This is a genomic window from Luteibacter jiangsuensis (assembly GCF_011742555.1).
GTDB lineage: Bacteria > Pseudomonadota > Gammaproteobacteria > Xanthomonadales > Rhodanobacteraceae > Luteibacter > Luteibacter jiangsuensis.
The window spans coordinates 78449-104939 of the sequence record NZ_JAAQQR010000009.1 but is presented as its reverse complement, the minus strand read 5'-3'; the positions used below and the strand labels follow the sequence as shown (position 1 = coordinate 104939).

At 65.1% G+C, this 26491-nt stretch carries 19 protein-coding genes; 17 read left to right on the top strand and 2 right to left on the bottom strand.

Features of this window, described 5'->3' with window-relative positions:
- Nucleotides 1-4: 4 nt before the first annotated feature.
- From HBF26_RS16665 to HBF26_RS16655, 3 genes are read left to right on the top strand one after another with little or no spacing between them, the layout of a single operon-like run.
- Nucleotides 5-6127 carry an Hpt domain-containing protein gene (locus HBF26_RS16665; RefSeq protein WP_167129020.1) on the top strand — a complete coding sequence of 2041 codons (6123 nt, stop codon included), beginning with the start codon at nt 5-7 and terminating at the stop codon, nt 6125-6127.
- Nucleotides 6120-7820 carry a chemotaxis protein CheB gene (locus tag HBF26_RS16660; RefSeq protein WP_167129019.1) on the top strand — a complete coding sequence of 567 codons (1701 nt, stop codon included), beginning with the start codon at nt 6120-6122 and terminating at the stop codon, nt 7818-7820. Before HBF26_RS16665 ends, HBF26_RS16660 begins: the two co-directional genes overlap by 8 nt.
- Complete coding sequence (locus tag HBF26_RS16655) at nt 7817-8287, top strand: chemotaxis protein CheW (protein WP_167129018.1); 471 nt, start codon at nt 7817-7819, stop codon at nt 8285-8287. Before HBF26_RS16660 ends, HBF26_RS16655 begins: the two co-directional genes overlap by 4 nt.
- Nucleotides 8288-8359: 72 nt before the next feature.
- Here the strand turns inward: HBF26_RS16655 and HBF26_RS16650 are convergent, their stop codons facing one another.
- Entirely contained in the window at nt 8360-9841 is a 1482-nt protein-coding gene (locus tag HBF26_RS16650) for an N-acetylmuramoyl-L-alanine amidase family protein (RefSeq protein WP_167129017.1), read from the bottom strand.
- 321 nt (nt 9842-10162) lie between these two features.
- Here HBF26_RS16650 and hemP point away from each other — a divergent pair, with 321 nt between their 5' ends.
- The 13 genes from hemP to HBF26_RS16585 all read left to right on the top strand — a co-directional run bounded on the left by hemP (nt 10163) and on the right by HBF26_RS16585 (nt 23982).
- Nucleotides 10163-10360 carry a hemin uptake protein HemP gene (gene hemP, locus HBF26_RS16645; protein ID WP_167025406.1) on the top strand — a complete coding sequence of 66 codons (198 nt, stop codon included), beginning with the start codon at nt 10163-10165 and terminating at the stop codon, nt 10358-10360.
- A 92-nt stretch (nt 10361-10452) separates the two neighbouring features.
- Entirely contained in the window at nt 10453-11013 is a 561-nt protein-coding gene (locus HBF26_RS16640) for a hypothetical protein (protein ID WP_167129016.1), read from the top strand.
- A gap of 286 nt (nt 11014-11299) precedes the next feature.
- Nucleotides 11300-12571 carry an efflux RND transporter periplasmic adaptor subunit gene (locus HBF26_RS16635; RefSeq protein WP_167129015.1) on the top strand — a complete coding sequence of 424 codons (1272 nt, stop codon included), beginning with the start codon at nt 11300-11302 and terminating at the stop codon, nt 12569-12571.
- 14 nt (nt 12572-12585) lie between these two features.
- On the top strand, nt 12586-13296 hold the full coding sequence (locus HBF26_RS16630; protein ID WP_167129014.1) for an ABC transporter ATP-binding protein: 711 nt from the start codon (nt 12586-12588) through the stop codon (nt 13294-13296).
- A 29-nt stretch (nt 13297-13325) separates the two neighbouring features.
- Nucleotides 13326-14633, top strand: a complete 1308-nt coding sequence (locus HBF26_RS16625) for an ABC transporter permease (protein WP_167129013.1) — start codon at nt 13326-13328, stop codon at nt 14631-14633.
- A gap of 10 nt (nt 14634-14643) precedes the next feature.
- Nucleotides 14644-15858, top strand: a complete 1215-nt coding sequence (locus HBF26_RS16620; protein WP_167129012.1) for an ABC transporter permease — start codon at nt 14644-14646, stop codon at nt 15856-15858.
- A gap of 22 nt (nt 15859-15880) precedes the next feature.
- On the top strand, nt 15881-17185 hold the full coding sequence (locus HBF26_RS16615) for an ABC transporter permease (protein ID WP_167129011.1): 1305 nt from the start codon (nt 15881-15883) through the stop codon (nt 17183-17185).
- Nucleotide 17186: 1 nt separating this feature from the next.
- Nucleotides 17187-18404, top strand: a complete 1218-nt coding sequence (locus HBF26_RS16610) for an ABC transporter permease (protein WP_167129010.1) — start codon at nt 17187-17189, stop codon at nt 18402-18404.
- Between the two features lie 94 nt (nt 18405-18498).
- Nucleotides 18499-19833 (top strand): sigma-54-dependent transcriptional regulator, encoded by a 1335-nt coding sequence (locus HBF26_RS16605; RefSeq protein WP_167129008.1) that lies wholly within the window; start codon nt 18499-18501, stop codon nt 19831-19833.
- Between the two features lie 13 nt (nt 19834-19846).
- On the top strand, nt 19847-21238 hold the full coding sequence (locus tag HBF26_RS16600; protein ID WP_167129006.1) for a sensor histidine kinase: 1392 nt from the start codon (nt 19847-19849) through the stop codon (nt 21236-21238).
- A 51-nt stretch (nt 21239-21289) separates the two neighbouring features.
- Nucleotides 21290-22252: an SPFH domain-containing protein gene (locus HBF26_RS16595; protein WP_167129004.1), complete on the top strand. Its 963-nt coding sequence runs from the start codon at nt 21290-21292 to the stop codon at nt 22250-22252.
- A 1-nt stretch (nt 22253) separates the two neighbouring features.
- The gene (locus HBF26_RS16590) at nt 22254-22706 is read left to right on the top strand and encodes an NfeD family protein (RefSeq protein WP_167129002.1); all 453 of its coding nucleotides are present in this window, start codon (nt 22254-22256) and stop codon (nt 22704-22706) included.
- Nucleotides 22699-23982, top strand: coding sequence for a threonine/serine exporter family protein (locus HBF26_RS16585; RefSeq protein WP_240151397.1), 1284 nt, complete (start codon nt 22699-22701; stop codon nt 23980-23982). The genes HBF26_RS16590 and HBF26_RS16585 overlap by 8 nt, the downstream gene beginning before the upstream one ends.
- An 89-nt stretch (nt 23983-24071) precedes the next feature.
- Here HBF26_RS16585 and HBF26_RS16580 read toward each other — a convergent pair whose 3' ends face one another.
- Nucleotides 24072-24404 carry an H-NS histone family protein gene (locus tag HBF26_RS16580; protein WP_167129000.1) on the bottom strand — a complete coding sequence of 111 codons (333 nt, stop codon included), beginning with the start codon at nt 24402-24404 and terminating at the stop codon, nt 24072-24074.
- Between the two features lie 504 nt (nt 24405-24908).
- On the opposite strand from HBF26_RS16580, the gene HBF26_RS16575 reads away from it, so the two are divergent.
- Nucleotides 24909-26450 (top strand): hypothetical protein, encoded by a 1542-nt coding sequence (locus HBF26_RS16575; protein WP_167128998.1) that lies wholly within the window; start codon nt 24909-24911, stop codon nt 26448-26450.
- Nucleotides 26451-26491: the final 41 nt, after the last annotated feature.

Here is a 26491-nt window from a genome sequence, read left to right as displayed (position 1 = left end):
CGCAGTGAGACTTCAAGACCATACCGATTTCACCACGCTGCACTGGGTCAAGGCCGAGCTCGACGACGCCTTGTCCAAGGCGCGTCAGGCCCTCGAATCCTATGTGGAGGACTCGCGGGACGCCTATGTCATGCACACCTGTGCCGCGGACCTGCACCAGGTCCACGGCACGCTGCGTATGGTCGAGCTCTACGGCGCCGCGATGGTCGTCGGCGAGATGGAACAGCTCGTCGCCGCACTGATCGACAACCGCGTTGCACAGCGCGACGACGCCTATGCTGCGCTCATGCGCGGCATGATGCAGATGCCGGACTACCTCGAGCGCCTGCAGAGCGGCCACCGCGACGTGCCGATCGTGCTGCTGCCGTTGCTCAACGATCTGCGCGCCAGCCGCGGCGAACAGTCGCTGCACGAGTCCGCGCTGTTCACGCCGAACCTCGACACCATGTTGCCGGCCACGGCGCCGGGCGCGAGCGATCCCGCCGCCGCCGAGGCCCAGCGTGGCGAACTTGCCGAATTGCGCCTGCGCTTCCAGCAGCAGTTGCTGGCATGGTTCCGCGGCCAGGCCAGCGAACGCCAGTTGCTCGGCATGCGCGCCACGTTGGACAGCATCGCCGCCCGCTCCTACACGATCGCGGGTCGCCGCCTCTGGTGGATCGCCGCCGGGGTGCTGGAAGGTCTCGAACGGGGTGTGCTGCGTGCGCACGAAAAAGACGTACGCCAGTTGATCGGCCGCGTGGATCGCTCCATCCGCGAACTCGTGGAGGGCGGCGAGGAAGCCATGCTGGGCGGCGACGCCGACGAGCTGTCGCGCAAGCTGCTTTATTACGTGGCCCAGGCAAAACCGGGCAGCGAACGCATCGAGGAACTGCGCCAGACCTACCGTCTTGAAGGCCTGCTGCCGCAAGCGTCCGAGGTGGAACATGCACGGGGCTCGATGTCGGGTCACAACCGTGCGCTGCTGGACACCGTGTCGGCGGCCATCAAGGACGACCTGCTGCGGGTGAAGGAAGCGCTCGATCTCTTCCTGCGTCGTCCCGACGGCGATCCGGCCCAGCTTGGCCAGCAGACCGAAGTGCTGGACCGCGTGGGCGACACGCTGGGCATGCTGGCTCTGGGTGTCCCGCGACGCGTCGTGGGCGAACAGCGCCGCATCCTCGGCGAGATCGCCACGGGTGCGCGCGAACCGGACGAGGAAGCCCTGCTAGACGTGGCTGGCGCGCTGCTCTACGTGGAAGCCTCGCTGGACGACCACATCGAAAGGCTGGGCGCCGACGGCGAGGCCCCGGCGCCTGCCGACCTCGGCCCGTCGCCGCTGCCGCGCAGCGAAGCTCGCCACATCCTTTCCACGCTGATGCGCGAGGCCACCGCCAACACCGCGAAGGTGAAGGACGCCATCGTCGGCTTCGTCGAATCGTCGTGGGACCACGATCAGCTGGCCGGCGCTCCCGAGTTGATGGCGGAGATCGGGGGTGCCATGCGCATGCTGGGCGCGAGCCGCCCGGCGGAACTTGCCGACGGCATCGGTCTGTTCATTCATCGCGAATTGCTCGGCGACCGCCGTGTGCCGAACGGCGTGCAGATGGACCGGCTCGCCGATGCGCTGGCCGCGCTGGAGTACTACCTCGAGGCCGCGCGCGAGCATCGCGGCGGCCTGGAGCACATTCTCGACGTTACCCAGCAGAGCCTCGCCGAACTCGGCTATTGGCCCGTGCCGGTGGAACAGGAACCGGAAGCGGAAGAAGAAAACGACATCCTCGGCGAAGCCGCCATCGAAGACATCGAGGCGGCGGCGATCGAACACATCGCCGTGCCCTCGACCAGCGCCGATCCGGACGAGACGGTGGCGAGCTTCGCCGACAGCTTCGACCTCGTGGACGAGCCGCCGGCGGAAGTCGAGACCGCGCCCGAAGCACCCGTCGCCGCCGCTGAGGCTGCGCCTGCCGCACCGGCGGGCGAGGAAGACTGGGTCGAGATCGAAGAAGAGATCGAGCAGGAAGTCGGTGGCCTCGGCATGGCCGAGTTCGCGGGTTTCCAGATCACCGTCGACGGCATCGACGACGAGATTCGCGAGATCTTCCTCGAGGAAACCGAGGAGGAAATCGGCAACCTGCGTGCCGCCCTCGGCCATTGGCTGGCCGAACCGGAGCGCAGCGACGCGCTCGTGCCGATCCGTCGCTCGTTCCACACGCTGAAGGGTTCGGGCCGCCTTGTCGGTGCGCGCCTGCTGGGCGAGTTCTCCTGGAAGGTGGAGAACATGCTCAACCGTGTGCTGGACGGCACCATCGGTCCGCACGAAGGTGTGCAGGCCCTGGTGCGTCATGCCGTGGATGCCCTGCCGCAGCTCAAGGCAGCGCTGGAAGGCGACGCCACCCCGGCGGCGCCGATCGCCGCGATCATGGAAACCGCCGACCGCCTTGCGATGGGAGACACGGCCTTCGTCGAGGACGTGGCCCGTCATTCCATCCATCGCGTGCGCAGCAAGGTCAAGCGGCGCGTTCCGCGCGACACCATCGCGGCTGTGCCCACGGCCGCTTTTGCCGCCTACGGGCAGCCTCCCGCAGAGACGCCGGAAGCATCCGTACCCGTGGAAGCGACAGTCGACGAAACCGTCGCTCCCATGGAGGCCGAGGCTGCATACAGCGCACCGCCGCTGCCCCCGGTGGACGCGGTGCTGCTCGACATCCTGCGTGCCGAAGTGGCGCAGTACCTCACCGTGATCCGGGCGAACCTCGCGCAGGCCGGTGGCGACGAGCTGCCAGTGGACGATGCCCTGCTGCGTGCGGTGCATACCCTGCACGGCGCCATCGGCATGGTGGACATCCCCGTGCTGATCCAGGTGCTCGCGCCGCTGGAAGGCTTGATCAAGCGTGTGCGCGCCAGCGGCCAGCCGCTGCGGCAGGAAGGCGTGCAGGCGCTCACGGACGCCGCCGACCTTGTCGATCACGTCATGGACCAGTTCGACGCGCCCGATCCGCGTGTGCCGGACGTGTCGGAACTTGCCGCGCGCATCGCCGTGCTTCGCGACGAACAGCCGGAAGCGACGGTCGCGCACATCCTGTACGAACCCGATCCGCTGCCGCTCGACGACGAACTCGACCTCGAGTTGACGGACGACACGGTCACGCCCGCCCACGAGGACATCGAATCCTTCCTGCCCGAACAGGCGCTGGAACCGAGTGTTCCCTCGCTGGACGAGCAGTTGCTGGCGGATGAACTCGCGGACGAAGGGGCGCTCCTTGACCTGGAGCCGGTGCCGCTGGAACCGGTCGCATCCAACGACGAATTCGGCGCCGATCTGCTGACCTCGCTCGAAGGCTTCGACATCGAGAAGGTTGATGTCGAAAAGCCCGAGGGCGAAGTCCGGCCCATCATGGCCTACGATGCCGAAGAGGACGCCGCATGGCGCACGCTCCTCGGCGAGATCGAAGAGGCCGCGTCACCGGCCGCCACCGACGACGAGCCGTTGCCGCAGCCGATGTCGCACGATGGCGAGGTGTTGCATCTCGACGATGGACTGGACGAAGTCGTCACGGACGAGCCGCATGCCGCGCCGACGGACGACGCATGGGTCGACGTGCCGGTCGTGTCCGATACGCTCCCGGAAAGCGTTGCCGCCAGCGACGAGCCCGTGCATATCGAGGACCAGTCGCACGAGCCGCTGGCGCCGCAGGTGCATACGCCGCCCGACGAACCGGCGCCCGCCCTGGTACCCGAGCTTTCGCCTTACGCGGACATCGACCCCGACCTGCTCGAAGTCTTCGTCGAGGAAGGGCGCGAGATCCTGGATCACGCCGACGCCGCGCTCGCGGCGTGGCGAGCGGAGCCGGAGCAGCCCGAGCACGTGGCGGCCCTGCAGCGCGACCTGCACACATTGAAGGGCAGCGCACGCATGGCCGGTATCGCTGCCGTGGGCGATCTTTCGCACGCCATGGAAGCGCTGCTCGATGCGGTGGCCGGTGGCCAGCGCGAGAGCGATCGTCCCGCCATCGAGGCAACGGAAACCGGCTTCGACCGCCTGCACGGCATGATCCAGTCCATCGCGGCGGGCAAAGCGATCGCGCTGACGGATGCCGACATCGAACCGTTCGCCCGCCTGGCGGGTTCGCCGATCGGTCCCGACACGCTCACGGCGGAGGCCTATCGCGAAGAGCGCGAGGCCGCGATCATCGAACCCGCGCCGGTGTTCGAACCGCTGCCCGAACCCGAATCGCCGCCCGAGCCCGTCTTCGATCGCGAACTACCCGAACTGTTGCCCGAGTTCGAGGAAGAGGAACTCCAGCGCGCGTCGCAGGAGCAGATCCGCGTGCGCGCGGACATGCTCGACACGCTGGTGAACCACGCCGGCGAGGTGTCGATCTACCGCTCGCGCCTGGAACAGCAGACGGCCAGCTTCCGCTCCGCGCTGACCGAGCACGAGCAGACGGTCAGCCGCCTGCGCAGCCAGCTGCGCATGCTGGAAATCGAAACCGAAGCCCAGATCATCGCGCGCTACCACCAGGAACACCGCGACACCGGCCTGTCGAACTTCGATCCGCTGGAACTCGACCGCTTCTCGCAGCTGCAGCAGTACTCGCGAGCCCTGGCCGAATCGGTATCCGATCTTGTCTCGCTGCAAACCATCCTGGACGAGCTGACCCGCCAGTCCGAGAACCTGCTGCTGCAACAGCAGCGGGTGAACGCGGAGCTGCAGGAAGGCCTGATGCAGACGCGCATGCTCCCGTTCGATGCGATGGTGCCGAACCTGCGGCGCACGCTGCGCCAGGCCGCCTCCGACGTCGGCAAGCGCGCGCAGTTGGTGGTGGAAGGCGCCAACGGCGAAATGGACCGCAACATGCTCGACCGCATCAAGGCGCCGTTCGAGCACATGCTGCGCAACGCCGTGGCGCATGGCATCGAGGCGCCGGAAGCGCGCGAGGCAGCCGGAAAGAATCCGGAAGGCACCGTACGCATCCAGGTGGCCCGCGAAGCCACCGAGATCGTAGTGCGGCTGTCCGACGACGGCGGCGGCATGGATCGTGACGCGATCCGCGCCAAGGCGATCGAGCGCGGCCTGCTGCGTCCCGACGCGCGCGTGTCCGACGACCAGATCTTCCAGCTGACTCAGGTGCCGGGTTTCTCCACCGCGGAGAAAGTCACCCAGGTGGCCGGACGCGGTGTGGGCATGGACGTGGTGGCCAACGAGATCAAGCAGCTCGGCGGCACGCTCGGCATCGAATCGGAAAAGGGCCGCGGTACCACCTTCGTGATGCGCCTGCCGTTCACGCTCGCCGTGACCCAGGCACTGATCGTGCGGATCGGCGAGACCAACTTCGCCATTCCGATGACTTCGGTGCACGGCGTGGCGCGCATGGCGCCGAACGAGCTTGCCCACCGCATGGCCGATGCCTCGCCGGCGTTCGACTATCTGGGCGAGGAATACGGTATCCACGACCTGCCGCAACTGCTCGGCGTGCACGTGGTGTCCTCGCCGGACGAAGGCGATATCCCGCTGCTCCTCGCCCGTTCGGGCGACCTGCGCGCAGCGATTCGCGTCGATGCCGTGCTCGGTTCGCGCGAAATCGTGGTCAAGCCGGTAGGCCCGCAAGTGAGCTCCGTGCCGGGTATCCTCGGTGCCACGATCATGGGCGACGGCTCGGTGCTCATGATTCTCGATCTCGCGCCGCTGGTCCGCCACGGCGTGGCGCGCCGCGCCTTCGAGGCGGAAGCCCTCGTGCCGCATGCGCCGCGCGCGCAGGACGAGGTTCGCGTGAAGCCGCTGGTGATGGTGGTGGACGATTCCATCACCATGCGCAAGGTCACCGGCCGCGTGCTGGAACGCCACGAGTTCGAGGTGATGACGGCGAAGGACGGTATCGACGCCCTGGAGAAACTCAACGAGCGCGTGCCCGACCTGATGCTGCTCGATATCGAGATGCCGCGCATGGACGGCTATGAGCTGGCGACACAGATGAAGGCCGACGAGCGGCTGGCCGGCGTGCCGATCATCATGATCACGTCACGCACGGGCGACAAGCATCGCCAACGTGCCTTCGACATCGGCGTCGACCGGTACATCGGCAAGCCGTATCAGGAGAACGACCTCATCGTGCAGATCAACGACGTGCTCGGAGTCCACCATGGCTGACCGCGAGACGACGGTCGCGCTGCTGTTCGACGACGCCAGCCTCTCCGCGCACCTGCGTGAGGCACTCGTCGCCCAGGGCGCGCGGATCGTGTACGAGTCCGACCTGCGCTCGTTCGCGCCGGCCGAACTCGTCGGCTCGTCGGCGGACGTGGTGGTGGTCGATCTGGACAACCCGGGCGACGACGATCTGGACCGCCTCTACGACGCGGCGGAAGGTGGACATCCGCGTCTGGTGTTCAACGACGCCGACGCGAGCCGCAAGCTCGAAGGCTGGGATCGCGCCCGTTGGGCCCGGCACCTGGCCGCCAAGCTGGTGGGCGAGATGGCCCTCGATCCCCCCAGGCCCGAAGACGCACGTGCCATCGAGCCGCGCGTCGCCGAGCTGGCCGCCGTCGCCGCACCGGTCGAAGAACGCTTCGAGGAAACGCTGGTCGAAGACCTGGCGATCACAGGCAGCCATGGCTATCCAGAGACGCCGATGCCGGATACCGGCGCCGCGGCGTTCGGCGAGATGCCTGCGATGGCGGACGACGTCGCCGACGAACTGACTTTCTCCACCCCGCTGTCCGACGACAGCGGGGAAGGCGAGGGCGTGACCTCGTCGGAACTGGCGGCCGAACTCGAGGCACTGCTCGCCGACTCGGGCCCGCTCATCGAAGACGACCTCGAGTCGCTGCCGTCCGCACCGCTGGAACTGACCGAGCTGGCGACGCTCGACCTGTCCGGGTTCGAAGTGGTGGAGGAGGCGGTGGACGTCGACACCGCGCCGGAGGAACCGGCTCGCGAAAGCGGCAGCACGCTGAGCCTCGCATCGCTGGACGACGAGGCGTCCGTTGGCGGACAGGAGACGCTGCGGCCGGTCGAGATCGAATCGCGATCCACCGAATATGTTCCCCCGCCCGTGCCGGAATGGGACCTCGTGGACCACGATGCCGTCGTGGTGGAACCGGTGCCGCGTCCCGCGCCGGCCGAGTTCGGCATCGAGACGATCAGCGCCGCGGAGTACCTGGCGCAGGACGTCGTGGACGACGGTACGCACGGCGTGGAGCCGGGTTTCACACTCGAACTGGTGTCGATGGAAGAAGCCGTCGCACCGCGTACCGACGGTGAATTCGCGCACGAGATGTTTCTCGACGCTGCGCCGCGCGCGGTGCGCCGCGTGATCGCCATCGGCGGCACGCACGAGAGCGAGGCTTCCATCGCCGCGTTCCTCGCCGCGCTGCCGGAGCGTGTTCCCGGCGTGCTGCTGGTGGTCGCGCATCATGACGACACGGACGGTTTCGCGGCGCGCCTCGGTGCGCGCGTGGCGACCGACGGCACACATGCGACGCACGGCGATCGTCTGGTCGTGCCGCGCGGCGCGCACGTGCAGATCCGCCGCGACGGTAGCGTCGGCGTGCGCGACGACGGCAGCACTGCAAGTGTGAGCGGTCCGTCCATCGACGGCGTGCTGAGCACTGTCGCCGGCGGCTTCGGTGCCGACGCCCTGGCGATCGTGTTCGCCGGTCGCGGCAACGACGCGGTGGCGGGCGCGCAGGCGGTGTACGACGCCGGCGGCCGAGTCTGGGTCGAAACGGTGCCGCCGGAAACGGAAGCAGGACACATGGTGGCCGGCATCCGCGAGGAGCGGGTGGCCGACTACGCCGGCGACGTGGGCGCGCTGGCACGGAAACTGATCGAGGAATTCCCATGAGCGAGCCGTTACCGCGCGAAATCCGTTGCGTGCTGATCCCGAGCGGTGGCGTCCGCCTTTTGCTGCCCAACGCGGCGGTGGCGGAAGTGATCACCCTGGCGGGAGTCGAACCCGTGGCCGACGCGCCGGAATGGTTACTCGGGCGTATCGCCTGGCGCGGCTGGAGCATTCCGTTGCTGAGCTTCGACCATGTCGCAAGCCTCCCCGAAGACGCACCGCCGCAGGCCGCCCGCGTGGCGGTATTGAAAGCGGTAGGCCATCACCCCGCGATGCCTTACCTCGCCGTGCTGACGCACGGCTTTCCGCGCCTGACCACCTTGAACGCCGAACTCCTGCTGCCCACACACGACGGACACGAACTGCCGTTCGGCGTGCGCGCCCGCGTGCTGGTCCGCGACGACACGGCGGTGATCCCGGATCTGGAGCAACTGGAAGGTACGTTGGTGGAGATGCTGGCGGCGGCTTGAGGCTTGCCGTTCCAACGGTGCGGCTCGCCCCGGCCGAAGGGTCTGACGATGGACGTGACGGCTTCCCGCTTATCAGCCTGATTTAGGCTGACAGTGCAGCGAAGTCGTGGTCTGGGCTTGAATGCCGTCTGCATCAGTGAAAACTACCTTCCATCTGATAGTGAATGGCTCCGCGGCAAGACACGTGTGGGTTACGGTCAGTGGTTGTGATGCGTTCTGGAACCGCCCCATGACTGGCCGACAGATTATTCCCGATGGGCATTCCTCGATGGTGGATGCGTATCTCACCGGAAAGCGCGGGAATCCTCCGAGAGTAACTGAGGCCTCCACAGAGGACTCCGAAACCACGCTAACGTCCGGATATGTAGCAGAAAAGTGCTCGCACCCGTGACCTTCTCTGAACATGCGATACGCCTTTTCAAGGCCGCGCATCGTCAGGCTCTGAAAAACGTCGTTCCGAATCGCTTGGGCATCATCTTCATTTGTATGAAAGCCGAGCTCGGCGATGATGCTCGGCATGTTGGCGAGCCGATTTTCGCCATGGTTGTCCGCTCTGCTCTCATTGGATACAGGGAAGCTGGCGTAGCTTGAATTCGAGCCGAGGCTCTCTTTCATGTAGCAGAGTGCCAGGTCCCCAAGGCGTTTGCTTTCAGAACTGTTCGAATAATGGAATGTTCGTATTCCGCGCACCGATGCATCGTCATGGGCATTCGTGTGTAGATGGATGACGGCATCCACGCCCAGGTGGTTTGCATAAAGCGGTCGGCTACGGATGTCCTGGTCCCTCTCATTTAGCCCTGCGCCGCTTGGTTCCCGTCCAGCACTGTTCCAGATCGCCGTAAAGTCCGGCAGTTCGGATTTGATGTGATAGCGAGCGGCCATGGATAGCCATGGTTTCGCGCTTTCAGGATATATCGCGATTTGCGTGGATCTGGCGAGGAAGACTTCTGCGTCGCTTCGATCCTGAAGGTGCCTGGTCAAGTGACGCGCAAAGACTGGCGTAATGAAGTCTTCGACAACGAAGTTTGATGGCTCGCGTTGGGGGCGCCAATCCTTGAACCTGGAGTTGTAATAAACTCCATGGCCGGCGGCGACGAGCACTCTCGTCCGTAAGCTCCTTTTCGCGCGACTTGCTGACTTGTGGTCCGCAATCCCTCTGTCCGCGGGCCCTTTTTCCTCGGGAAAGTAATAAAAGATGTCTCTCCCGTCGAACCATACATTGAGTCTGTAGATTCGGGTTGGCTGAGCCGCTTCATAGACAATCGACGTTATGGCGTTGAGCCTTTCCTCGAAAGAGATCGTGTATGTATCGGGCACGTACTCCCGTCCGAGATCGACATTGAGGGTATTGCCTTCGTCGTTGTACCAGACTCGGGGATGGATGATCGGCTGTTGGCCGGGGAGGCGTTCTTCCTTCGCCAGGTGAGCTTGTACGAGCGCCGTGAGGATGGGTTCGAGCCTTATTCGTTCTTCCATCGGCGCAGAAGGCGATCCAATGGTATCGACTCCGAGTTCCGACAGATTTCGAGCCACACGAGCTTGGGTGCCAGACATTCCCGCGGTGCCTACAACGGCCAGTAGCACGAATACGGATGGGTATGACTTTCGCGGTGTTCTCATTGAATCCTCCGAGGTTCACCAGTCACGCCGGGATCCTGGCGCGGCCGTACTCGCAGACTCGCCGCGTCGATCAAGTATTCGTATTGGCCGGCGCCCAGTGCGGTCGGAAGGCGAAACTCCTGTACTCAGGGGGACATCGGAGGATCGGAGGTGTGGAAGCAATGAAGCCGCGTCGAGGGCGTGGCCAAACGCGCACTTGACTCGCAAACGAGAATCATTATCATAAACTCCGCACCCTAACGCGGAGTCCAGACCATGCTGCTTCGATCGCTTCCCCTAACCGACAACGGCGGCCGTGACCGGGTCGTTCCGCTTCGTGCTGCCCCGGTGGCTGCCCGCCGTGTGGAAAGCAAGAACCTGCTCGACGGTTCGCGTGAACTGGTCATCGAACATCAGGGCAGCGAGTACCACCTGCGGCTTACGCGGAACGACAAGCTGATCCTCACGAAGTAAGCGTCACCTCTCTCCCCGACGCCAAGCCACGCGGGTCTCCCCAGGCCGCCCAGCCAGGCATCCTTCGACCGTCTTCTGTCCAGGGACACGCCATGTTCGGCTGGCTCGCCACCTTCGGCGTGCAATCGCGCGCCCGCTCGTCCGCCACCACACGCTGGATGGCCCTTTCGCCGCGTACGTTGTTCGAAGGCCTGGGCCAGCTGGGTGGCGTGCTCTATCTCGCGCCCCGCGATGCCGCCGCACCTGCGCTCGGTGAGCCACACGATTGCCTGGTGGAGACTGCGGAACTGGCCTCGCTCCTCGGCACGCGCTACGTGGGGGTAACCTGCGCCGTCACCGCGGAGGGCCCACGGGAGTGGATCGATTGCGTGGACGGGCAGGGCGACACGTTAGGTCGCGTCTATCTCCTGCCGGACACGGACTATCTTGCCTGGGACGGCTTGTTCGCCGATGCGTCGCCTGCTCCGACTCCGTCGCGGCGCGCGCCGGATCGTGGCTGGCTGCGTGCTTCCCGTCCCCGCGTGCTTTGCTTCACGCGTCGGCGGATCGCCGGCTTCACGGTGCTGGGCGTCTGCGAGGCGCCAATCTCGTCGCTGGGCCGTGGCGTGGCCCGCGACATTGCCATGTCGGAATCCCTGATGGCCTTCGGCTGACGCAAGAGCACACCACGCGCCTGTGGGAGCCGGCTCGCCCTGTGTGGGAGCCGGCTGTGCCGGCGATCCCGTGCCAGCGGGCAGGCTTGCCACGAGTACCCATCGCCGCTGAAGCGGCTCCCACACAAGTCCGTCGGGTGTCCGCGACCTGGGCCTGTCCGGACACTTTGTCCGCGGACACATGTCGTTGCGCCTAGGCGCAACAGTAAACTATTGAATTAAAACGATTTCATGGCTTGGCACGGCGTTTGCTGCGTATCCACGCAAGCAAGCCAGGGAATCCACCATGATCCGTGACACCTCCGCCCAGGACCGCCTCGTCGAAGTCCGTCCGAACCGCAAGCGCAAGTTCCTCCTCATCGGGGCGGGGGTCGCGGCGGCCGTGCTCGTTGCCCTTGCCGCGCCGCGCATCGGCACGATGTTCTCGGCGGACACCTCGGTCAGTGCGTCCCGCCTGAGCTTCGGCACCGTGACGCGGGGCCCGTTCGTTCGCGATATCGCCGCGGAGGGCAAGGTGGTGGCGGCCGTCAGTCCCACCATGTACGCCACCTCCGCCGGCGCGGTCGTGCTCAAGGTGCACGCCGGTGACGTCGTGAAGAAGGGGCAGGTGCTGGCCGTGATCACGAGCCCCGAACTGACCAGCAAGCTCTCCCAGGAAAAGTCGGCGGCGGACGCGATGGAAGTGGATTACCTGCGTGCGCAGATCGACGCCAAGAAGAAGCGTTCGGAACTGCAGAAGGCGTTCGACAACGCGGTGATCGACCAGACCGCCGCGGAGCGCGATCTGAACCGCTACGAGAGCGCCTATGGCAAGGGCGCCGTGCCCCAGTCGGATGTCGACAAGGCGAAGTCCACGCTGGACAAGGCGCAGATCACCGCGAAGCACGCGAAGACCGATCTTTCCATGGACAACGACAGCCTCACCTTCGATGTGCAGGCGAAAAAGCTTGCCCACGACCGCCAGGTGTACCTGGTGCAGGACCTGGAGCGCCAGGTCGAAGACCTCAACGTGAAATCGCCCGTCGACGGCCAGGTGGGCCAGCTCTTCATCGCCGAACGCGCCACGGTCGCGAAAGACGCACAGTTGCTCAGTGTCATCGACCTGTCCGCGCTGGAAGTGGAGATGAAGGTGCCGGAAAGCTTCGCGCGCGACCTCGCCATCGGCATGCCGGGCGAGATCAGCGGCAACGGCAAAACCTGGAACGGCAAGGTCAGCGCGGTGTCGCCGGAAGTGGTGAACGGCGAGGTCGCCGCCCGCCTGCGCTTCGATGGCGAGACGCCGAAGCAGCTGCGTCAGAGCCAGCGCCTGTCCGTGCGCATCCTGCTCGACAAGCGCGACAACGTATTGACGGTGCAGCGCGGCTCGTTCGTGGACGAAAGCGCCGGCCGCTACGCCTACGTGGTAAACGACGGCATGGCCGATCGCCGCGATATCCGTGTCGGTGCGAGCAGCATCGACAAGGTCGAGATCCTGGATGGCCTGAAGGAGGGCGACAAGATCGTCATCTCCGGTGCCGACACCTTCGGCGACGCCAAACACGTCGCCATCAGCCGCTGACAGAGGGAAAAACCATGCTCAAGATGACCCACCTCGCCAAGGTCTACCGCACGGAAGTCGTCGAGACCTACGCCTTGCGCGACTTCAACATCGACGTGAAGGAAGGCGAGTTCGTCGCCGTGACCGGTCCCTCGGGTTCGGGCAAGACCACCTTCCTCACCATCGCCGGCCTGCTGGAAACCTTCACCGGCGGCCACTACCACCTCGACGGGGTGGAAGTGAGCCAGCTGGACGACAACGCCCGTTCGCGCATCCGCAACGAGAAGATCGGCTTCATCTTCCAGGCCTTCAACCTCATTCCCGATCTCAATGTCTTCGACAACGTCGAAGTGCCGCTGCGTTACCGCGGCATGAAGGCGGCCGAACGCAAGCAGCGGATCATGGATGCACTGGAGCGCGTGGGCCTGGCTTCGCGCGCCAAGCACTACCCGGCTGAACTCTCGGGCGGCCAGCAGCAGCGCGTGGCCATTGCCCGCGCGCTGGCGGGTTCGCCGCGCCTGCTCCTCGCGGACGAACCCACCGGCAACCTCGACACGCAGATGGCCCGTGGGGTGATGGAACTCCTCGAAGAGATCCATCGCGAGGGCGCCACCATCGTCATGGTGACCCACGATCCGGAACTGGCGGCACGCGCGCAGCGCAACGTGCACGTGATCGACGGGCAGGTGGTGGATCTGGCGGAAGAGCCGCGCTTCCACTCGCATGCGCACACCGCGCATTCCTGATCGAAGCCGATCCATCCTCGGGGGCTCCCATGTTCAGTTACTACCTTCAACTCGGCCTGCGCAGCCTGCGGCGCAACCCGGTGCTCACGGCACTCATGGTGATGGCCATCGGTTTTGGCGTGGCGGCATCGATGACCACCTATTCGGTCTTCCGCGCCACGTCGCGCGATCCGATCCCGCAGAAGTCCGATGTGCTTTACAACGTGCAGCTCGACAATTGGGGCCCGGAGAACACCAAGGAGGGCGAGCCCCCGCCGGCACTGAGCTACAAGGATGCGACGGCGCTGCTCCGGGCGCGCAAGGCCAAGCGGCAGACAGTCACGTACCCGATCGGCGTGTCGGTCATTCCCGAGGATCCTTCGCGCCTGCCCATGCGCCAGGGGGCCTACGCCACCGGTGCGGATTTCTTCCCGATGTTCGATGTGCCGTTCCTACAAGGGCGGGCCTGGAGCATCGACGACGACGAGAAGCATGCCGATGTGGCCGTGATCAGCAAATCGCTCAATGACAAACTCTTCAACGGCGGTCAGAGCGTGGGCAAGCAGATCAACCTCGACGGGCATCTGTTCCGGATCACCGGTGTCATCAAGGACTGGGCGCCGCAGCCGTTGTTCTTCGACGTGCCCAACACCTCCGGATTCGACGAGGGCGCGTCGGTATACGTGCCCTTCAATCGCGCGGTGGATCTGAAGCTGCCGAACAACGGCAACAACAATTGCGTGAAGGACCCGGGGGAGGGCTGGGAGAACTACCTGCGTTCCGAGTGCATATGGCTGTCGCTGTGGACGGAGCTTCCCAGCAAGTCGGAGGCCCAGTCCTACCGCGAATATCTGAGCGGATACGCCGCCGAAATGCAGCGGTCCGGGCGGTTCAGCTGGGCACCGAACGTTCGCCTCCGCAACGTCATGGACTGGCTGTCGGTGCAGAAGGTCGTGCCCCGCGAATCGCAGGTGTCGCTTCTGGTGTCGCTCGGCTTCCTGGTCATCTGTCTGGTCAACACCATTGGCCTGCTGCTGGCCAAGTTCATGCGCCGCGCACCGGAAATCGGGGTGCGCAGGGCGTTGGGTGCCTCGCGCCTGGACATCTACGCGCAGTTCCTCATCGAGGCAGGAACGATCGGCATCGCGGGCGGTGTACTAGGGCTGGTGCTGACGGGCTTTGGCGTCCTCGGAGTGGGTCTCGTGTTCCCCGAGCGCATCGCACGGCTTGCCACGCTGGACCCGACCTTGATGCTGCTGACCCTGGTCGTGGCCATCACGGCCTCCATTGTTGCCGCATTCTATCCCACGTGGCGCGCCGCCCAGGTGCAGCCGGCGTGGCAGCTGAAATCGAACTGAGGGTAGCGCCATGCAAATCAGACCCATCCTGGCAGCGCTCCGTCGGCACAAGGCGGGAACCATCCTTATCGCATTGCAGATCGCATTGACGCTTGCCATCGTTTGCAATGCGCTGTTCATCGTGCACGAGCGCCTCGATCGCGTGCGTCGAACGACTGGCATGAACGAGGCCAACGTCGTCGCGGTCCAGAACCTCTACGTAGGGTCGCCAGGCACCTATTTGCCGCTGATGAAGACGGACCTGCAGGCGCTTCGCTCCATGCCGGGCGTTGAAGACGCCTACGTAACCAATTCGTTTCCGCTGCGCAGGGGCGGTTGGTCGACCACCGCCCAACGGACCGCCGACGGTGGAAAAGACGGCGTGCAGAGCGCGCTCTACTTCGGCGACGAACATGCGCTGGCGACGCTGGGTGCGAAGCTGGTCGCCGGACGCAATTTCACCTCGAGCGAGATTGCGTCGTTCACCCGCGACCAGCAGCCCGCGCCGCCGCAGGTCATCGTGACCAAGGCCCTGGCGGACAAGATGTTTCCGGACGGAAATGCGCTGGGCAAGACCATCTATTACATCAAGGGGCGTCCGTCCACGATCATCGGCATCGTCGAAAAGCTCACGGTTCCCTGGATCGACACGGACTTCATCGACAACGTGACGATCATGCCCCTGCTGTTCGACAGTAGCTACCAGCATTTCATTCTGCGCACCAAGCCGGGCCAGCAGGACGCCGTGTTCAAATCCGTCGCCAACACGCTCTACGGCGTGAACCGCATGCGCGTGCTGCCGGAGAAGAACGGCGTGCGCACGTTCGAGATGGTGCGCGCCGCGGCCTACGATGCCGACAGGGGTATGGCGTTGCTGATGAGCATCGTCTGCGGTGTGCTCTTGGCTATCACGGCCGCCGGTATCGTTGGCCTGTCCAGCTTCTGGGTCGGCCAGCGTCGCAAACAGATTGGCGTGCGGCGTGCCCTGGGTGCGCGCAAGAGCGACATTCTGAGCTACTTCATGACCGAAAACTTCCTGATCGCGCTGGCGGGTGTCGTGGTGGGTGTGATCCTGGCGCTGGGCATGAACCAGTGGATGCTCACGCAGTTCGAGATGCAGCGTCTGTCCTTCACATATGTGCTGGTGGGCGTGGTCGTACTGCTTGGGCTGGGCCAGGCGGCGGTGTTCGCTCCTGCGCTGCGTGCATCGCGAGTGTCGCCCGTCGAAGCCACCCGTAGCGTCTGACAAAGGGCAGCCAGGAATCCGGATGTTCGGTTATTACATGGAACTCGCCGTGCGCAGTCTGCGGCGAAGCAAGGCGCTTACGGCACTCATGATTCTCGCCGTGGCGCTTGGCATCGGAGCGAGCATCACCACGCTCACTGTATTGCACGTACTGTCGGGCGATCCGCTGCCCGGTCGCAGCGGATCGGTCTTCATGCCGCAGATGGACCCGCGTGACAAGGAGCGCGACGACCATCCGGACGAATTGCCGACGCAGGTCACGTGGGCGGACGGCATGAACCTCCTTCATGCCGCGCGCGCCCGCCGGCAGGCGTTGATGGCCGCGGGCTCCACGCCGGTGCAGTCCGACGACCTCGCCATCGATCCGTTCATCGTGCCTGCCCGATACACGACGGCCGATTTCTTCGCAATGTTCGGCGTGCCCTTCCGGTACGGCCAGGGCTGGTCGGCGACCGACGACGAGTCGCGTACGCGTGTCGCCGTCATCGGTGGCGAACTCAACGATCGCCTCTTCCGCGGCGAAAACAGTGTGGGGCGAACGTTGCATGTCGATGGCGCGGATCTGCGCATCGTCGGCGTGCTGGCACCGTGGCGCGCAGTGCCCCATTTCTATGACCTGAACTCGGGCAACTACAGCGTGGGCGAAGAGGTATTCGTTCCGCTGGGTACCGCCCGCGCCGCGAAGCTCAAGCGCAACGGCGGTATCGAGTGCTGGGGCAACAAGTCGTCCGACGAGGCGGACATGGAAACGGCCAACTGCGTCTGGTTGCAGTTCTGGGTGCAGCTGGACGATCCGACCACCGTCGCGTCCTATCGACGGTTCCTGGACGGCTACGTGCACGAGCAGGTGGCGCTCGGCCGCTTCGAACGGCCGGCGGTCTCCGCGCTGCCGAACGTCATGCAGTTCCTCGACCAGCAGCGCGTGGTGCCGAGCGACGTCAGGCTCCAGGTGTGGCTGGCGCTGGGGTTCTTCGCAGTCTGTCTCGTCAACACCGTGGGTCTGATGCTGGCGAAGTTCATGCGTCGCGCGGGAGAGGTGAGCGTGCGTCGTGCGCTGGGCGCGTCGCGACGCAGCGTGTTCGCGCAGTTGCTCGTCGAGGCCGGCGTCATCGGTCTTGCGGGCGGCGTCGGCGGGTTGGGTGTGGCCGTGCTCGGGCTCGCGGTGGTACGCATGCAGCCGGGCGCTTCGGCCGAGCTTGCGCACCTCGATCTCACCATGCTCGGTGCCACCTTCGTCATTTCCATCGCCGCGGCCATCGCCGCGGGTCTGATTCCGGCCTGGCGCACCTGTCGCATCGCGCCGGCGCTGCAATTGAAGAGCCAGTGACATGCTGACAGACGTTCGTCCCATCGTGTCGACGCTGCGCAGGCATCGGCTCACCGCCACGTTGCTGGTCCTCCAGATCGCGCTGACGTGCGCCATCGTCTGCAACGCCATCTTCCTGATCGGCGACCGCGTGAGCTGGATGCTGACGCCCAGCGGCATCGCCGAGGGCGATCTGATGCGGATCACCGTCTCGGACATTGGACCGCGCCGCGACCTGCATGCCAGGGTGGAAACGGACCTGGCGACCCTGCGCGCCATTCCGGGCGTGCAGGCGGTCACCGTGGGCAATTCATTGCCGTTCGGCGGCAACGCGTGGAACTCGGGGCTGAAGCTGGACAGGTCGCAGCAGTCGCCCAGCGCGACGGTGGCGATGTTCTACGGCGAATCGCTCGTGGAAACCCTGGGCACCCGTCTCGTGGCGGGGCGGGTGTTCCGTCCGCAGGAGTACTCGTGGGTGGACGACCTCGTGGCCGGGAAGGCGACGAGCAGTCATGTGGCGATGGTCACCAGCGACCTGGCGAACCGGCTGTTCCCGGGCGAGTCGGCGATAGGCAGGGAAGTGTTCGTCGGAGGGGAACCGGCGCGGGTCGTGGGCGTCCTGGAGCGGCTGCCGGCCGCACGGGTCGGTGCGCGCGAGGACGCGAACAACACGCTGGTGATGCCGTGGCGGATGGTGCCGGCCTACGGCGGCGGTTATTTTGTGCGCGCACGGCACGGCGAGGCGGCTCGTGTGCTCAAGGATGCCGTTGCCGCACTGAAAAGGGCGGAGCCCCGGCGCGTGGTCGTGGAGGCACGCCTGTATTCGGACATCCGCGGCCGTTACTTCGCCACCGACCGCGCGATGACGGTGCTGCTCGCGGCGGTGTCGGTGGCCCTGCTGGTGGTGACCGCGTTGGGCATCGTGGGATTGGCGAGCTTCTGGGTCGCCCAGCGCCGTCGCCAGATCGGCGTGCGCCGGGCCCTCGGGGCGAGCCGGACGGCCATCCTGCGTTACTTCCAGACCGAGAATTTCCTGCTGGCCAGCATGGGTATCGTCCTGGGCATGGCACTGGCCTACGGGATCAACTTGCTGCTGATGCGCCAGTACGAATTGCCCCGGCTGCCCTGGACCTACCTGCCGGTGGGGGCGATCGTGCTTTGGACACTGGGGCAGGCGGCTGTGCTGGCCCCCGCCCTGCGGGCGGCCTCGGTGCCGCCTGTCGTAGCCACGCGCGGATAAATTATCGAAGTGTCCCTAGAATGGGACGAGGTGCCGGCGGGATAGCAACCTTTTCGCCGGGGGAGGCATCCATGGCTGCATGCGAAGAAACCAGATGCGCTGCGTACTGATCATCGACGACAACCCCGCCGTGGGCGAAGCCCTTTCGCTCGCCCTGAGCCTGCGCGACATCCACCCGCTGGTGGCGCTCACGCCGGAGGATGGCCTGGCGACGTTGGCCCGGGAGCGGGTGGATGTCGTCATCCAGGATATGAACTTCACCGCCGACACCACCTCCGGGGAGGAGGGCGCGGCCCTGTTCAAGGCGATCCGCGCGCGGTATTCCGACCTTCCCGTGATCCTCCTCACCGCGTGGACGCACCTCGAGGCGGCCGTGGAACTGGTGAAGGCCGGGGCGGCCGATTACCTGGCCAAACCGTGGGACGACACCAAGCTGCTGGCGACGGTGGAAAACCTGCTCGAACTCTCGGAATCCACCCGCGAGGTGACTCGCGCCCGCGTGGAACGCCGCCGCCGCAAGGAGGCGCTGGAAAGTCGCTACGACCTCGACGGCCTGGTGTTCGCCTCCGAAGCCATGAGCCGCACGATCGAACTGGCCTGCCAGGTGGCGCGTTCGGATGTGCCCGTGCTCATCACGGGGCCGAACGGAGCCGGCAAGGAGCGCATCGCCGCCATCGTGCACGCGAACTCCGCCGTTCGGCGCGGTCCCTTTGTGGCGGTGAATTGCGGTGCCTTGCCGGGCGAACTGATCGAAGCGGAACTGTTCGGTGCCGAGGCCGGCGCCTATACCGGAGCCAACAAGGCGCGGGAAGGCCGCTTCGAAATGGCCGATGGGGGCACGCTGTTCCTGGACGAGATCGGCAACCTGCCCCTGCCGGGCCAGATGAAGCTGCTGCGCGTGCTGGAAACGGGCCAGTTCGAACGCCTCGGGTCGGGCCGCACACGCCAGGCCAAGGTGCGCGTCGTCAGTGCCACCAATGCCGATCTCAAGGCGATGATCGCCGCAGGCACCTTCCGCGAAGACCTCTATTACCGCCTCAACGTGATCGACGTGAACCTGCCGCCGCTCTCGGAGCGCACGGACGACATCCTGCCGTTGGCCGAATTCTTCCTCGACGGGAAGGCCATGCTTTCCGAGGACGCGCGCGAGGCCTTGCTGGCCCATTCGTGGCCGGGCAACGTGCGCGAACTGAAGAACGCCATCGCGCGTGCCGCTTTGCTCGCCGCCGACGGACGCATCGAACCGGCACACCTCGCCCTGCCGCCTCCCGCGGCGCATGTGGCCAGGAACCTCGACGAACCCAGCCGCGAATCGGTCGAAGCCGCCCTCGCTTCCGCAGGTGGCGTGGTGAGCCGGGCGGCCAGCACCCTGGGGCTGTCACGGCAGGCGCTTTACAGGCGCATGGAGCGCTACGGCCTGGCGGTCTGATACGTTCGCTGCCATGAAGACCCTCTCGCTCGAAGGACGGATGACCCTGGTCGTCGCCTGTTCCGCCATCGTCGGCGCCCTGGTATTCGCCGGCGTGTCGATCTGGCCGTTCCCGCAGCTGCTCGTCTGGATACGCACCGTGCCGGACAAGGCCGGGAAACTTCCGCCGGCCCCGCCGCTGGAGACCTTCGACGTCGGCACCGCCATGGTGATCTGCCTCATCGTGCTGCTGCCCCTGTCGGCCTGGGTGGCGCACGCGCTGGTGGAGCCGCTGCGACGGCTGATGCGGGCTCTGGAGAGCGCGGTGGCCAGCTACCGCGACGGCGACTTCAGCATGTCCATCGGCACCACGCGGCGGGACGAACTGGGCGACCTGATCCGCATGCACAACGCCCTTGGCCAGACCCTGCGCGATCAGCGGCAGCACATCGCCCAGCGCGAACTGCTGCTGGACACCGTGGTGCAGAACACGCCCGTGGCGCTGGTCCTCACCGATCGCGCCGGCAAGGTCACCTACGCCAACATCGCCGCGCGCCACCTGTTCAACGAGGGCCGCACGCTCGCGGGGCTGGACTTCGACGAGGTGCTCGGTGAGATGCCGGAGAGCCTGCGCGAGGCCGCGAAGAGCGGGGAAGACGCCTTGTTCTCGGTGGAAATGGAAGGCAGCGAGGAAACCTTCCACCTCTCCCAGCGGGGTTTCCGGCTCCAGGGCAAGCCGCACCGCCTGCAGTTGTACCGGCGCATGACGCGCGAACTCTCGCGCCAGGAAGTGCATACCTGGAAGCGCGTCATTCGCGTGATCAGCCACGAACTGAACAATTCGCTGGCGCCCATCTCGTCCCTTTCCCATTCCGGCGCGGAACTGGCGCGGCGAGGCGACCTCGAGCGCCTGCCGGGCGTGTTCGCCTCGATCGGCGACCGGGCGAAGCACCTGCACAGTTTCATCGCCGGCTATGCCAGCTTCGCCAAGCTGCCGGCCCCGCAGTCCCGGGCGGTGGTCTGGGCGTCGTTCCTCGATGCCCTGGCATTGCATGCCACGTTCCGTCTCGCGGCACCGCTGCCGGAACAGCAAGGGTGGTTCGACCCCACCCAGGTGGAGCAGGTGCTGATCAACCTGATCAAGAACGCGCACGAGGCCGGTGGCGATCCGGAGGAAGTGACCCTCGCCGTGCACCACGTGGGCCGCGACATGCTGATCGAGGTGGCCGACCGCGGCCCCGGCATGAGCGAAACCGTGCTGGCGCAGGCGCTGCTGCCTTTCTACTCCACCAAACGATCGGGTACGGGTCTGGGACTGGCCCTGGCGCGCGAAATTTCGGAAGCGCACGGAGGGCGCATCGCGCTGTCCAACCGCGATGGCGGCGGCCTGCGCGTGACCCTGGTCCTCCCCGTCGTTTCGGCCTGAGCTCCATCGCCTATACTCCGGGGAACAACACCGGGAGAGGGAAACCAGGCCATGGGAAGCATCGTTGCACTGGTGGTGGTCGTCGTCGCCGTCATCGTACTCGCCAAGCTCATCCGCATCGTGCCGCAAGGTTACGAATGGACAGTCGAGATGTTCGGCAAGTACACGGGCACGCTCACGCCCGGGCTGCACTTCCTCATTCCGTTCGTTTATGCGATCGGCCGCAAGATGAACATGATGGAGCAGGTGCTCGACGTCCCCTCGCAGGACGTCATCACCAAGGACAACGCGGTGGTCCGCGTCGACGGTGTAGTGTTCTACCAGGTGCTCGACGCCGCCAAGGCCGCCTATGAGGTCGCGAACCTCGAGGCTGCGGCGCTCGCGCTCATCATGACGAACATCCGCACGGTCCTCGGCTCAATGGACCTCGACGAAAGCCTCAGCCAGCGCGACGCCATCAACGCGAAGCTGCTGGGCGTGGTGGACGAAGCCACGCATCCCTGGGGCGTCAAGGTCACCCGCATCGAAATCAAGGACATCTCGCCGCCGCGCGACCTCGTCGATGCCATGGCCCGCCAGATGAAAGCCGAGCGCGAAAAACGCGCGAACATCCTGGACGCCGAGGGCTTCCGCCAGGCGGCCATCCTCAAGGCCGACGGCGAGAAACAGTCCGCCATCCTCGAGGCCGAGGGCAAGAAGGAAGCCGCATTCCGCGAGGCGGAAGCACGCGAGCGCCTCGCTGAAGCCGAAGCCAAGGCCACCACCATGGTGTCGCAGGCCATCGCGGGTGGCGACGTCAATGCGCTGAACTACTTCGTCGCCAACAACTATGTGGAGGCGCTGAAGGAAATGGCGAAGTCGCCGAACCAGAAAACCCTGCTGTTGCCCATGGAGGCATCCGGCATCCTCGGCTCGCTCGCCGGCATCGCCGAACTCGCGAAGGATTCGTTCGCCGCCCAGCAGCGGCCGTCGCCCGATGCGGCGCCCTCCCGCACGCCGCCGCTCCCGCGCTGACATGGAGCAGGTGGCCACTCACTACCTCTGGTGGATCGTCGCGCTACTGCTTATCGGCGGCGAAGTGATCCTGCCCGGCTACTTCATGTTGTGGATCGGCATCGCGGCCGCCGCCATGGGTGTCGTGCTCCTCATCGTGCCCGAGATGGGCTCGCTGGCGCAGGCGATCGTCTTTGCCGCCTTTGCCTTCGTCTCCTGCTTTGCCTACTGGAAACTGGTGCGGCCGCGGCTCGACCGCGTACCGCCCGGCAACGAGCGTCTCAACCGCCGCGGCGAGCAACTGATCGGCCAGCGCTACGTGCTGTGCGAAGCCATCCAGAACGGCCGCGGCAAGGCGAAGGTCGGCGACGGCACCTGGCTCGTCACCGGCCCGGACCTTCCGCTCGGCGCCACCGTGGAGGTCGTGGGCATCGACGGCACCACGCTCCGCGTGAAGGCGGCGGACATTGGCTGAACCCGCGCCGCTGACGGTACCGGTGAGTTTCGCCACCACGGCGATCAACACCCGTATCGCGTTCCTCACCGAGCTTGCGCGTCGGTTGCACCAGTACGGCACCACGGCACCTCGTCTGGAAACCGCGATCGGGCGTTCGGCGCAACGGCTCGGCCTGTCCGCGGACGTATGGTCGAGCCCCACGGCCATCATTGTGTCCTTCGCCGATCTGGGGCAGGGCGAAGAGAGCGTGGCGCAGGTCACGCAGGTGATGCGCCTGCCCCCGGGCGACGTGAACCTCGCACGCCTTTGCGAAGCCGACCGCATCGCCGATGCCGTCATCGACGGCCAGATGGAACTCCGCGAAGGTTTCCACCTCCTCCGCAAGCTCGGTGCGCCGGATACGTTCCGCGCACAGCTGGGCGTCATCGCAAGCTATGGGCTCTGCGCGGCGAGTGTGGTCGCGCTGCTGCTGCACAGCGCATGGCCCGACCTCGTTACCGCCGGCGTCATCGGTGTCGTCATCGGTCTCATCACGGTGGCATCCGCCAGCCGCCCGCAGCTGTCCGCCGCAAGCGAGGCCATCAGTGCCATGGTGGCGACCGCCATCGCCACCGTGGTCAGTGCGTACATCGTGCCGTTGGCGTTGAAGTCGGTGATCCTCGGCAGCCTCATCGTGCTCCTGCCGGGTATGGCGCTTACCACCGCGGTGCGCGAGATTTCCAGCCAGCACCTCGTCTCGGGCGTGGCCCGCATGGGTGGCGCCATCGCCACGTTGCTCAAGCTCACGTTCGGTACCGTGGCGGCAAGCCAGCTTTGCGAGGCCCTCGGGGTGGTGGCGCGCAACTACGCGCTGCCGCCGTTGCCGTCGTGGGCCGACTGGCCGTCGTTGATCCTCGGCGCGTTTTCGTTCGCCATCCTGTTTCGCGCGGCTCCACGCACATGGCCGGTGGTGATGGCGTCGGTCGTGCTGGGTTACCTCGCCACCGCGTGGGGCGGCAGCATTTCGGGTTCCCTGCCGGGCGCGCCGTTCGGCGTGTTCGTTGGCGGGCTGCTGTTGAGCTCGCTGAGCAATGTCTATGCGCGTTACGCACACATGCCCGGGGCCGTAGTGCGCGAGCCGGGCATCATCCTGCTGGTACCTGGTTCGGTGAGTTTCCGCAGCGTGTCCTACCTGCTCGACCGCGACGCATCGCTCGGCATGGACACCGGTCTGCTGGGCATCACACTGCTCGTGTCGCTCGTGGCGGGCCTGCTGTTCGGCGACCTCATCGTGGCTCCGCGACGCTCTCTTTAATTGTGGGAGCCGCTTCAGCGGCGATCCCGCGGCAGCGGGCAAGCTTGCCGCGCGTACCTATCGCCGCTGAAGCGGCTCCCACAGAAAAGTCAGGCCAGCAGGTCCTTTTCCTTCTTGCCGGCCTTCAATGCATCGTTGAACCAGTTCGGGCGCTTGCCGCGGCCGGACCAGGTCTGCTCGGGATTGGCGGGATTGCGGTATTTGGCGGCAAGCGCGGTGCCGGTGGCTCCGGCGCGGCGTGCTTTCGGTGCGCGGTTACCGAATACATCGTCGAGGGTGACGCCCTCCGCCTTGAGCAGCGCGTTGATTTTTTCGCGAACCTTGGAGACTTTCTCCTTGCGCAGTTCGTTCTGCCGGGCCTGCGCCTTGGCGATCAACTCGTTCAGCTGATTCTGGTTGAGGTTCTTGATATCGACTGCCATTGGCCACTCCGCGTATTTCGGTAGTAATGAACAGGGCCGCATCGACCCATGACTCGCTGCTTATGAGCGAGTGGAGATTGTGCCTAATAGATCCCGTTATGTCAGCCTGAAATACGCAAGTGTCAGCAAAAGGGGCCAGCCTCGGCTATCGCCTACGTTTATATTAGATGGTGCCTTCAGAGATTAACTCCGGAACCTATTGCAATGCGTCTCGACGGGCGCATGAGCGGTTCAGAAATTTTACGAATTTTCAGATTTTTCGCGTGGATTGAGCGTCTGCCGGCGTGACATTCTCCTTAAGCGGCCGTCAGCACATTTAGACGCTATGCGTCAGATATGACTGAGTCGGTGCTACAGGTCGTCGATCTCGCGACGACGTCGAGCTGCTTATAAACACATGAAGGGAGAGTCATGAGAAATGTATTCTGTGCAGATGGAGAAGACGGGCGCCGGCGGCTCTGGGTGCGGCGTAAACGTCTTACGATGTTGGTGGCGAGTGGTGTCATGAGCGTCGTGTCGGCGAGCGCCGTCGCAATGGAAGACACATACGATGCCAAGCCGGGCAACCACCGCACATTGCGCGAGACTTCAACGACTTCTTCGGCGAATGCCGATTCCGCACCGCGTTCTTGCCATGCCATCGCTCCTTATGGATGGACTGCTTCTGACGCATGTGCCTATGCTGCCGGTCCATCCCGGGAGCAGATTGCTCCTGAATTCATGGAGGGAGTGCCGATGGAAGCGCAAAAATATGCAGGTAGCCCGGACCTCAAGTTCGGGGACAGCGGTCACGTCAGGCTGGTCGTCAACGATCACTTCAATGGGTCATCGAAACTGCTTTCCGATGGAAAGATCCTGTCGGTCGGAAGCGGTGGCTTCGGCAACGTGTCACTGGTAAGACACTTGCCTGACGGCAGGTTGGATGTCGCTTTCGGCGAGGGTGGCATAAAGCGGACGGACCTTGCCGTGAATCGCGAGTGGATCCTTACCGATTTTCAGATACTGGATGATGACAGGTTGCTCGTGGGAGGCGACGCGAAGCGGCCCGACGAGACCAGCACGCTGATATATGCCCGTCTTCTTCCGAATGGCGACCTCGATTCCACCTTCGGCAAAGGTGGCGTCGTCGAAATCGACCTCCCACTGACTCCTTTCGATCAGACAAGGCGCATGGCGATGCAGCCGGATGGAAAGATCGTTGCCGCCATCAACTCAAGCTATGGCCCGGGTAGCATGCGGTCCGACACCGGCCTGCTGCGCTTGCACGCGGACGGCTCCCTGGACCAGGCATTCGGTTCAGGTGGCGTGTCCTACGAGTTTCCGCCCGGATCGTCACTTGGGAAAGTCACGGTGCTCGCCGATGGCAAATTGTTGTTGAATGGCACTGGCCGCAACGGGGGCATGCTGTCGCGCTATGACTCGAGCGGCAACCCGGATCCCAGCTTCGGCGTAGGTGGGCATTTTTACTTCGCGGTGCCCAGCGACCCCGATGGCAATCAGATAAACAAGATCGCCGTACAGGATGACGGAAAGATCGTCATAGTCGGTTCGGTAGGGTTGACTGGCGCGCAGATCGGAGTGATTGCGCGCGTTAAGTCGGATGGTTCCGGATTCGACACGACTTTCAACAATGGAGAGCCTCTTCTCCTTCCCTACGAGGGAAGGGCAAACTCCGAGCAAAACGTGGCCATACAAGAGACGGACGGTAAGGTCGTATCGTCGGGAACCATATTCGGAAGCCAGGGCCCATTCACCTTAAGGCGATTCAACGCCGATGGAACGCCTGATCGAAGCTTCGGCACGGAAGGCCTCGTGACGGAAATGCAACCTGAAGGGGTCTTCGCCATCATGTCGGGGCTTCAGATAGACGAGGATGGTCGATACCTCGTATCGGGTAGCATTTTTGATTTTTCCGAAGCGGGCAGGGTAGCTCTGGGTTCGAATCTCGGGGACATGGTCTGGCGGCCGGAAGCTGCCATGTCGGAGGTCCACGCAGAGCCGACCGCGTTGCAGTCGATCGGAATCTACCGCTATCTGGCGAGGTAACGCTTAGTGGTTGACCCACCACTTCCGAGCTTGCCGGAAGT

What these genes read in the sequence shown, in the direction of transcription:
- HBF26_RS16660 (WP_167129019.1), top strand. Translation starts at nt 6,120, where the DNA reads ATGGCTGACCGCGAGACGACGGTCGCGCTGCTGTTCGACGACGCCAGC.
- HBF26_RS16655 (WP_167129018.1), top strand. Translation starts at nt 7,817, where the DNA reads ATGAGCGAGCCGTTACCGCGCGAAATCCGTTGCGTGCTGATCCCGAGC.
- HBF26_RS16650 (WP_167129017.1), bottom strand. Translation starts at nt 9,841, where the DNA reads ATGTCTGGCACCCAAGCTCGTGTGGCTCGAAATCTGTCGGAACTCGGA.
- hemP (WP_167025406.1), top strand. Translation starts at nt 10,163, where the DNA reads ATGCTGCTTCGATCGCTTCCCCTAACCGACAACGGCGGCCGTGACCGG.
- HBF26_RS16640 (WP_167129016.1), top strand. Translation starts at nt 10,453, where the DNA reads ATGTTCGGCTGGCTCGCCACCTTCGGCGTGCAATCGCGCGCCCGCTCG.
- HBF26_RS16635 (WP_167129015.1), top strand. Translation starts at nt 11,300, where the DNA reads ATGATCCGTGACACCTCCGCCCAGGACCGCCTCGTCGAAGTCCGTCCG.
- HBF26_RS16630 (WP_167129014.1), top strand. Translation starts at nt 12,586, where the DNA reads ATGCTCAAGATGACCCACCTCGCCAAGGTCTACCGCACGGAAGTCGTC.
- HBF26_RS16625 (WP_167129013.1), top strand. Translation starts at nt 13,326, where the DNA reads ATGTTCAGTTACTACCTTCAACTCGGCCTGCGCAGCCTGCGGCGCAAC.
- HBF26_RS16620 (WP_167129012.1), top strand. Translation starts at nt 14,644, where the DNA reads ATGCAAATCAGACCCATCCTGGCAGCGCTCCGTCGGCACAAGGCGGGA.
- HBF26_RS16615 (WP_167129011.1), top strand. Translation starts at nt 15,881, where the DNA reads ATGTTCGGTTATTACATGGAACTCGCCGTGCGCAGTCTGCGGCGAAGC.
- HBF26_RS16610 (WP_167129010.1), top strand. Translation starts at nt 17,187, where the DNA reads ATGCTGACAGACGTTCGTCCCATCGTGTCGACGCTGCGCAGGCATCGG.
- HBF26_RS16605 (WP_167129008.1), top strand. Translation starts at nt 18,499, where the DNA reads ATGCGCTGCGTACTGATCATCGACGACAACCCCGCCGTGGGCGAAGCC.
- HBF26_RS16600 (WP_167129006.1), top strand. Translation starts at nt 19,847, where the DNA reads ATGAAGACCCTCTCGCTCGAAGGACGGATGACCCTGGTCGTCGCCTGT.
- HBF26_RS16595 (WP_167129004.1), top strand. Translation starts at nt 21,290, where the DNA reads ATGGGAAGCATCGTTGCACTGGTGGTGGTCGTCGTCGCCGTCATCGTA.
- HBF26_RS16590 (WP_167129002.1), top strand. Translation starts at nt 22,254, where the DNA reads ATGGAGCAGGTGGCCACTCACTACCTCTGGTGGATCGTCGCGCTACTG.
- HBF26_RS16580 (WP_167129000.1), bottom strand. Translation starts at nt 24,404, where the DNA reads ATGGCAGTCGATATCAAGAACCTCAACCAGAATCAGCTGAACGAGTTG.
- HBF26_RS16575 (WP_167128998.1), top strand. Translation starts at nt 24,909, where the DNA reads ATGAGCGTCGTGTCGGCGAGCGCCGTCGCAATGGAAGACACATACGAT.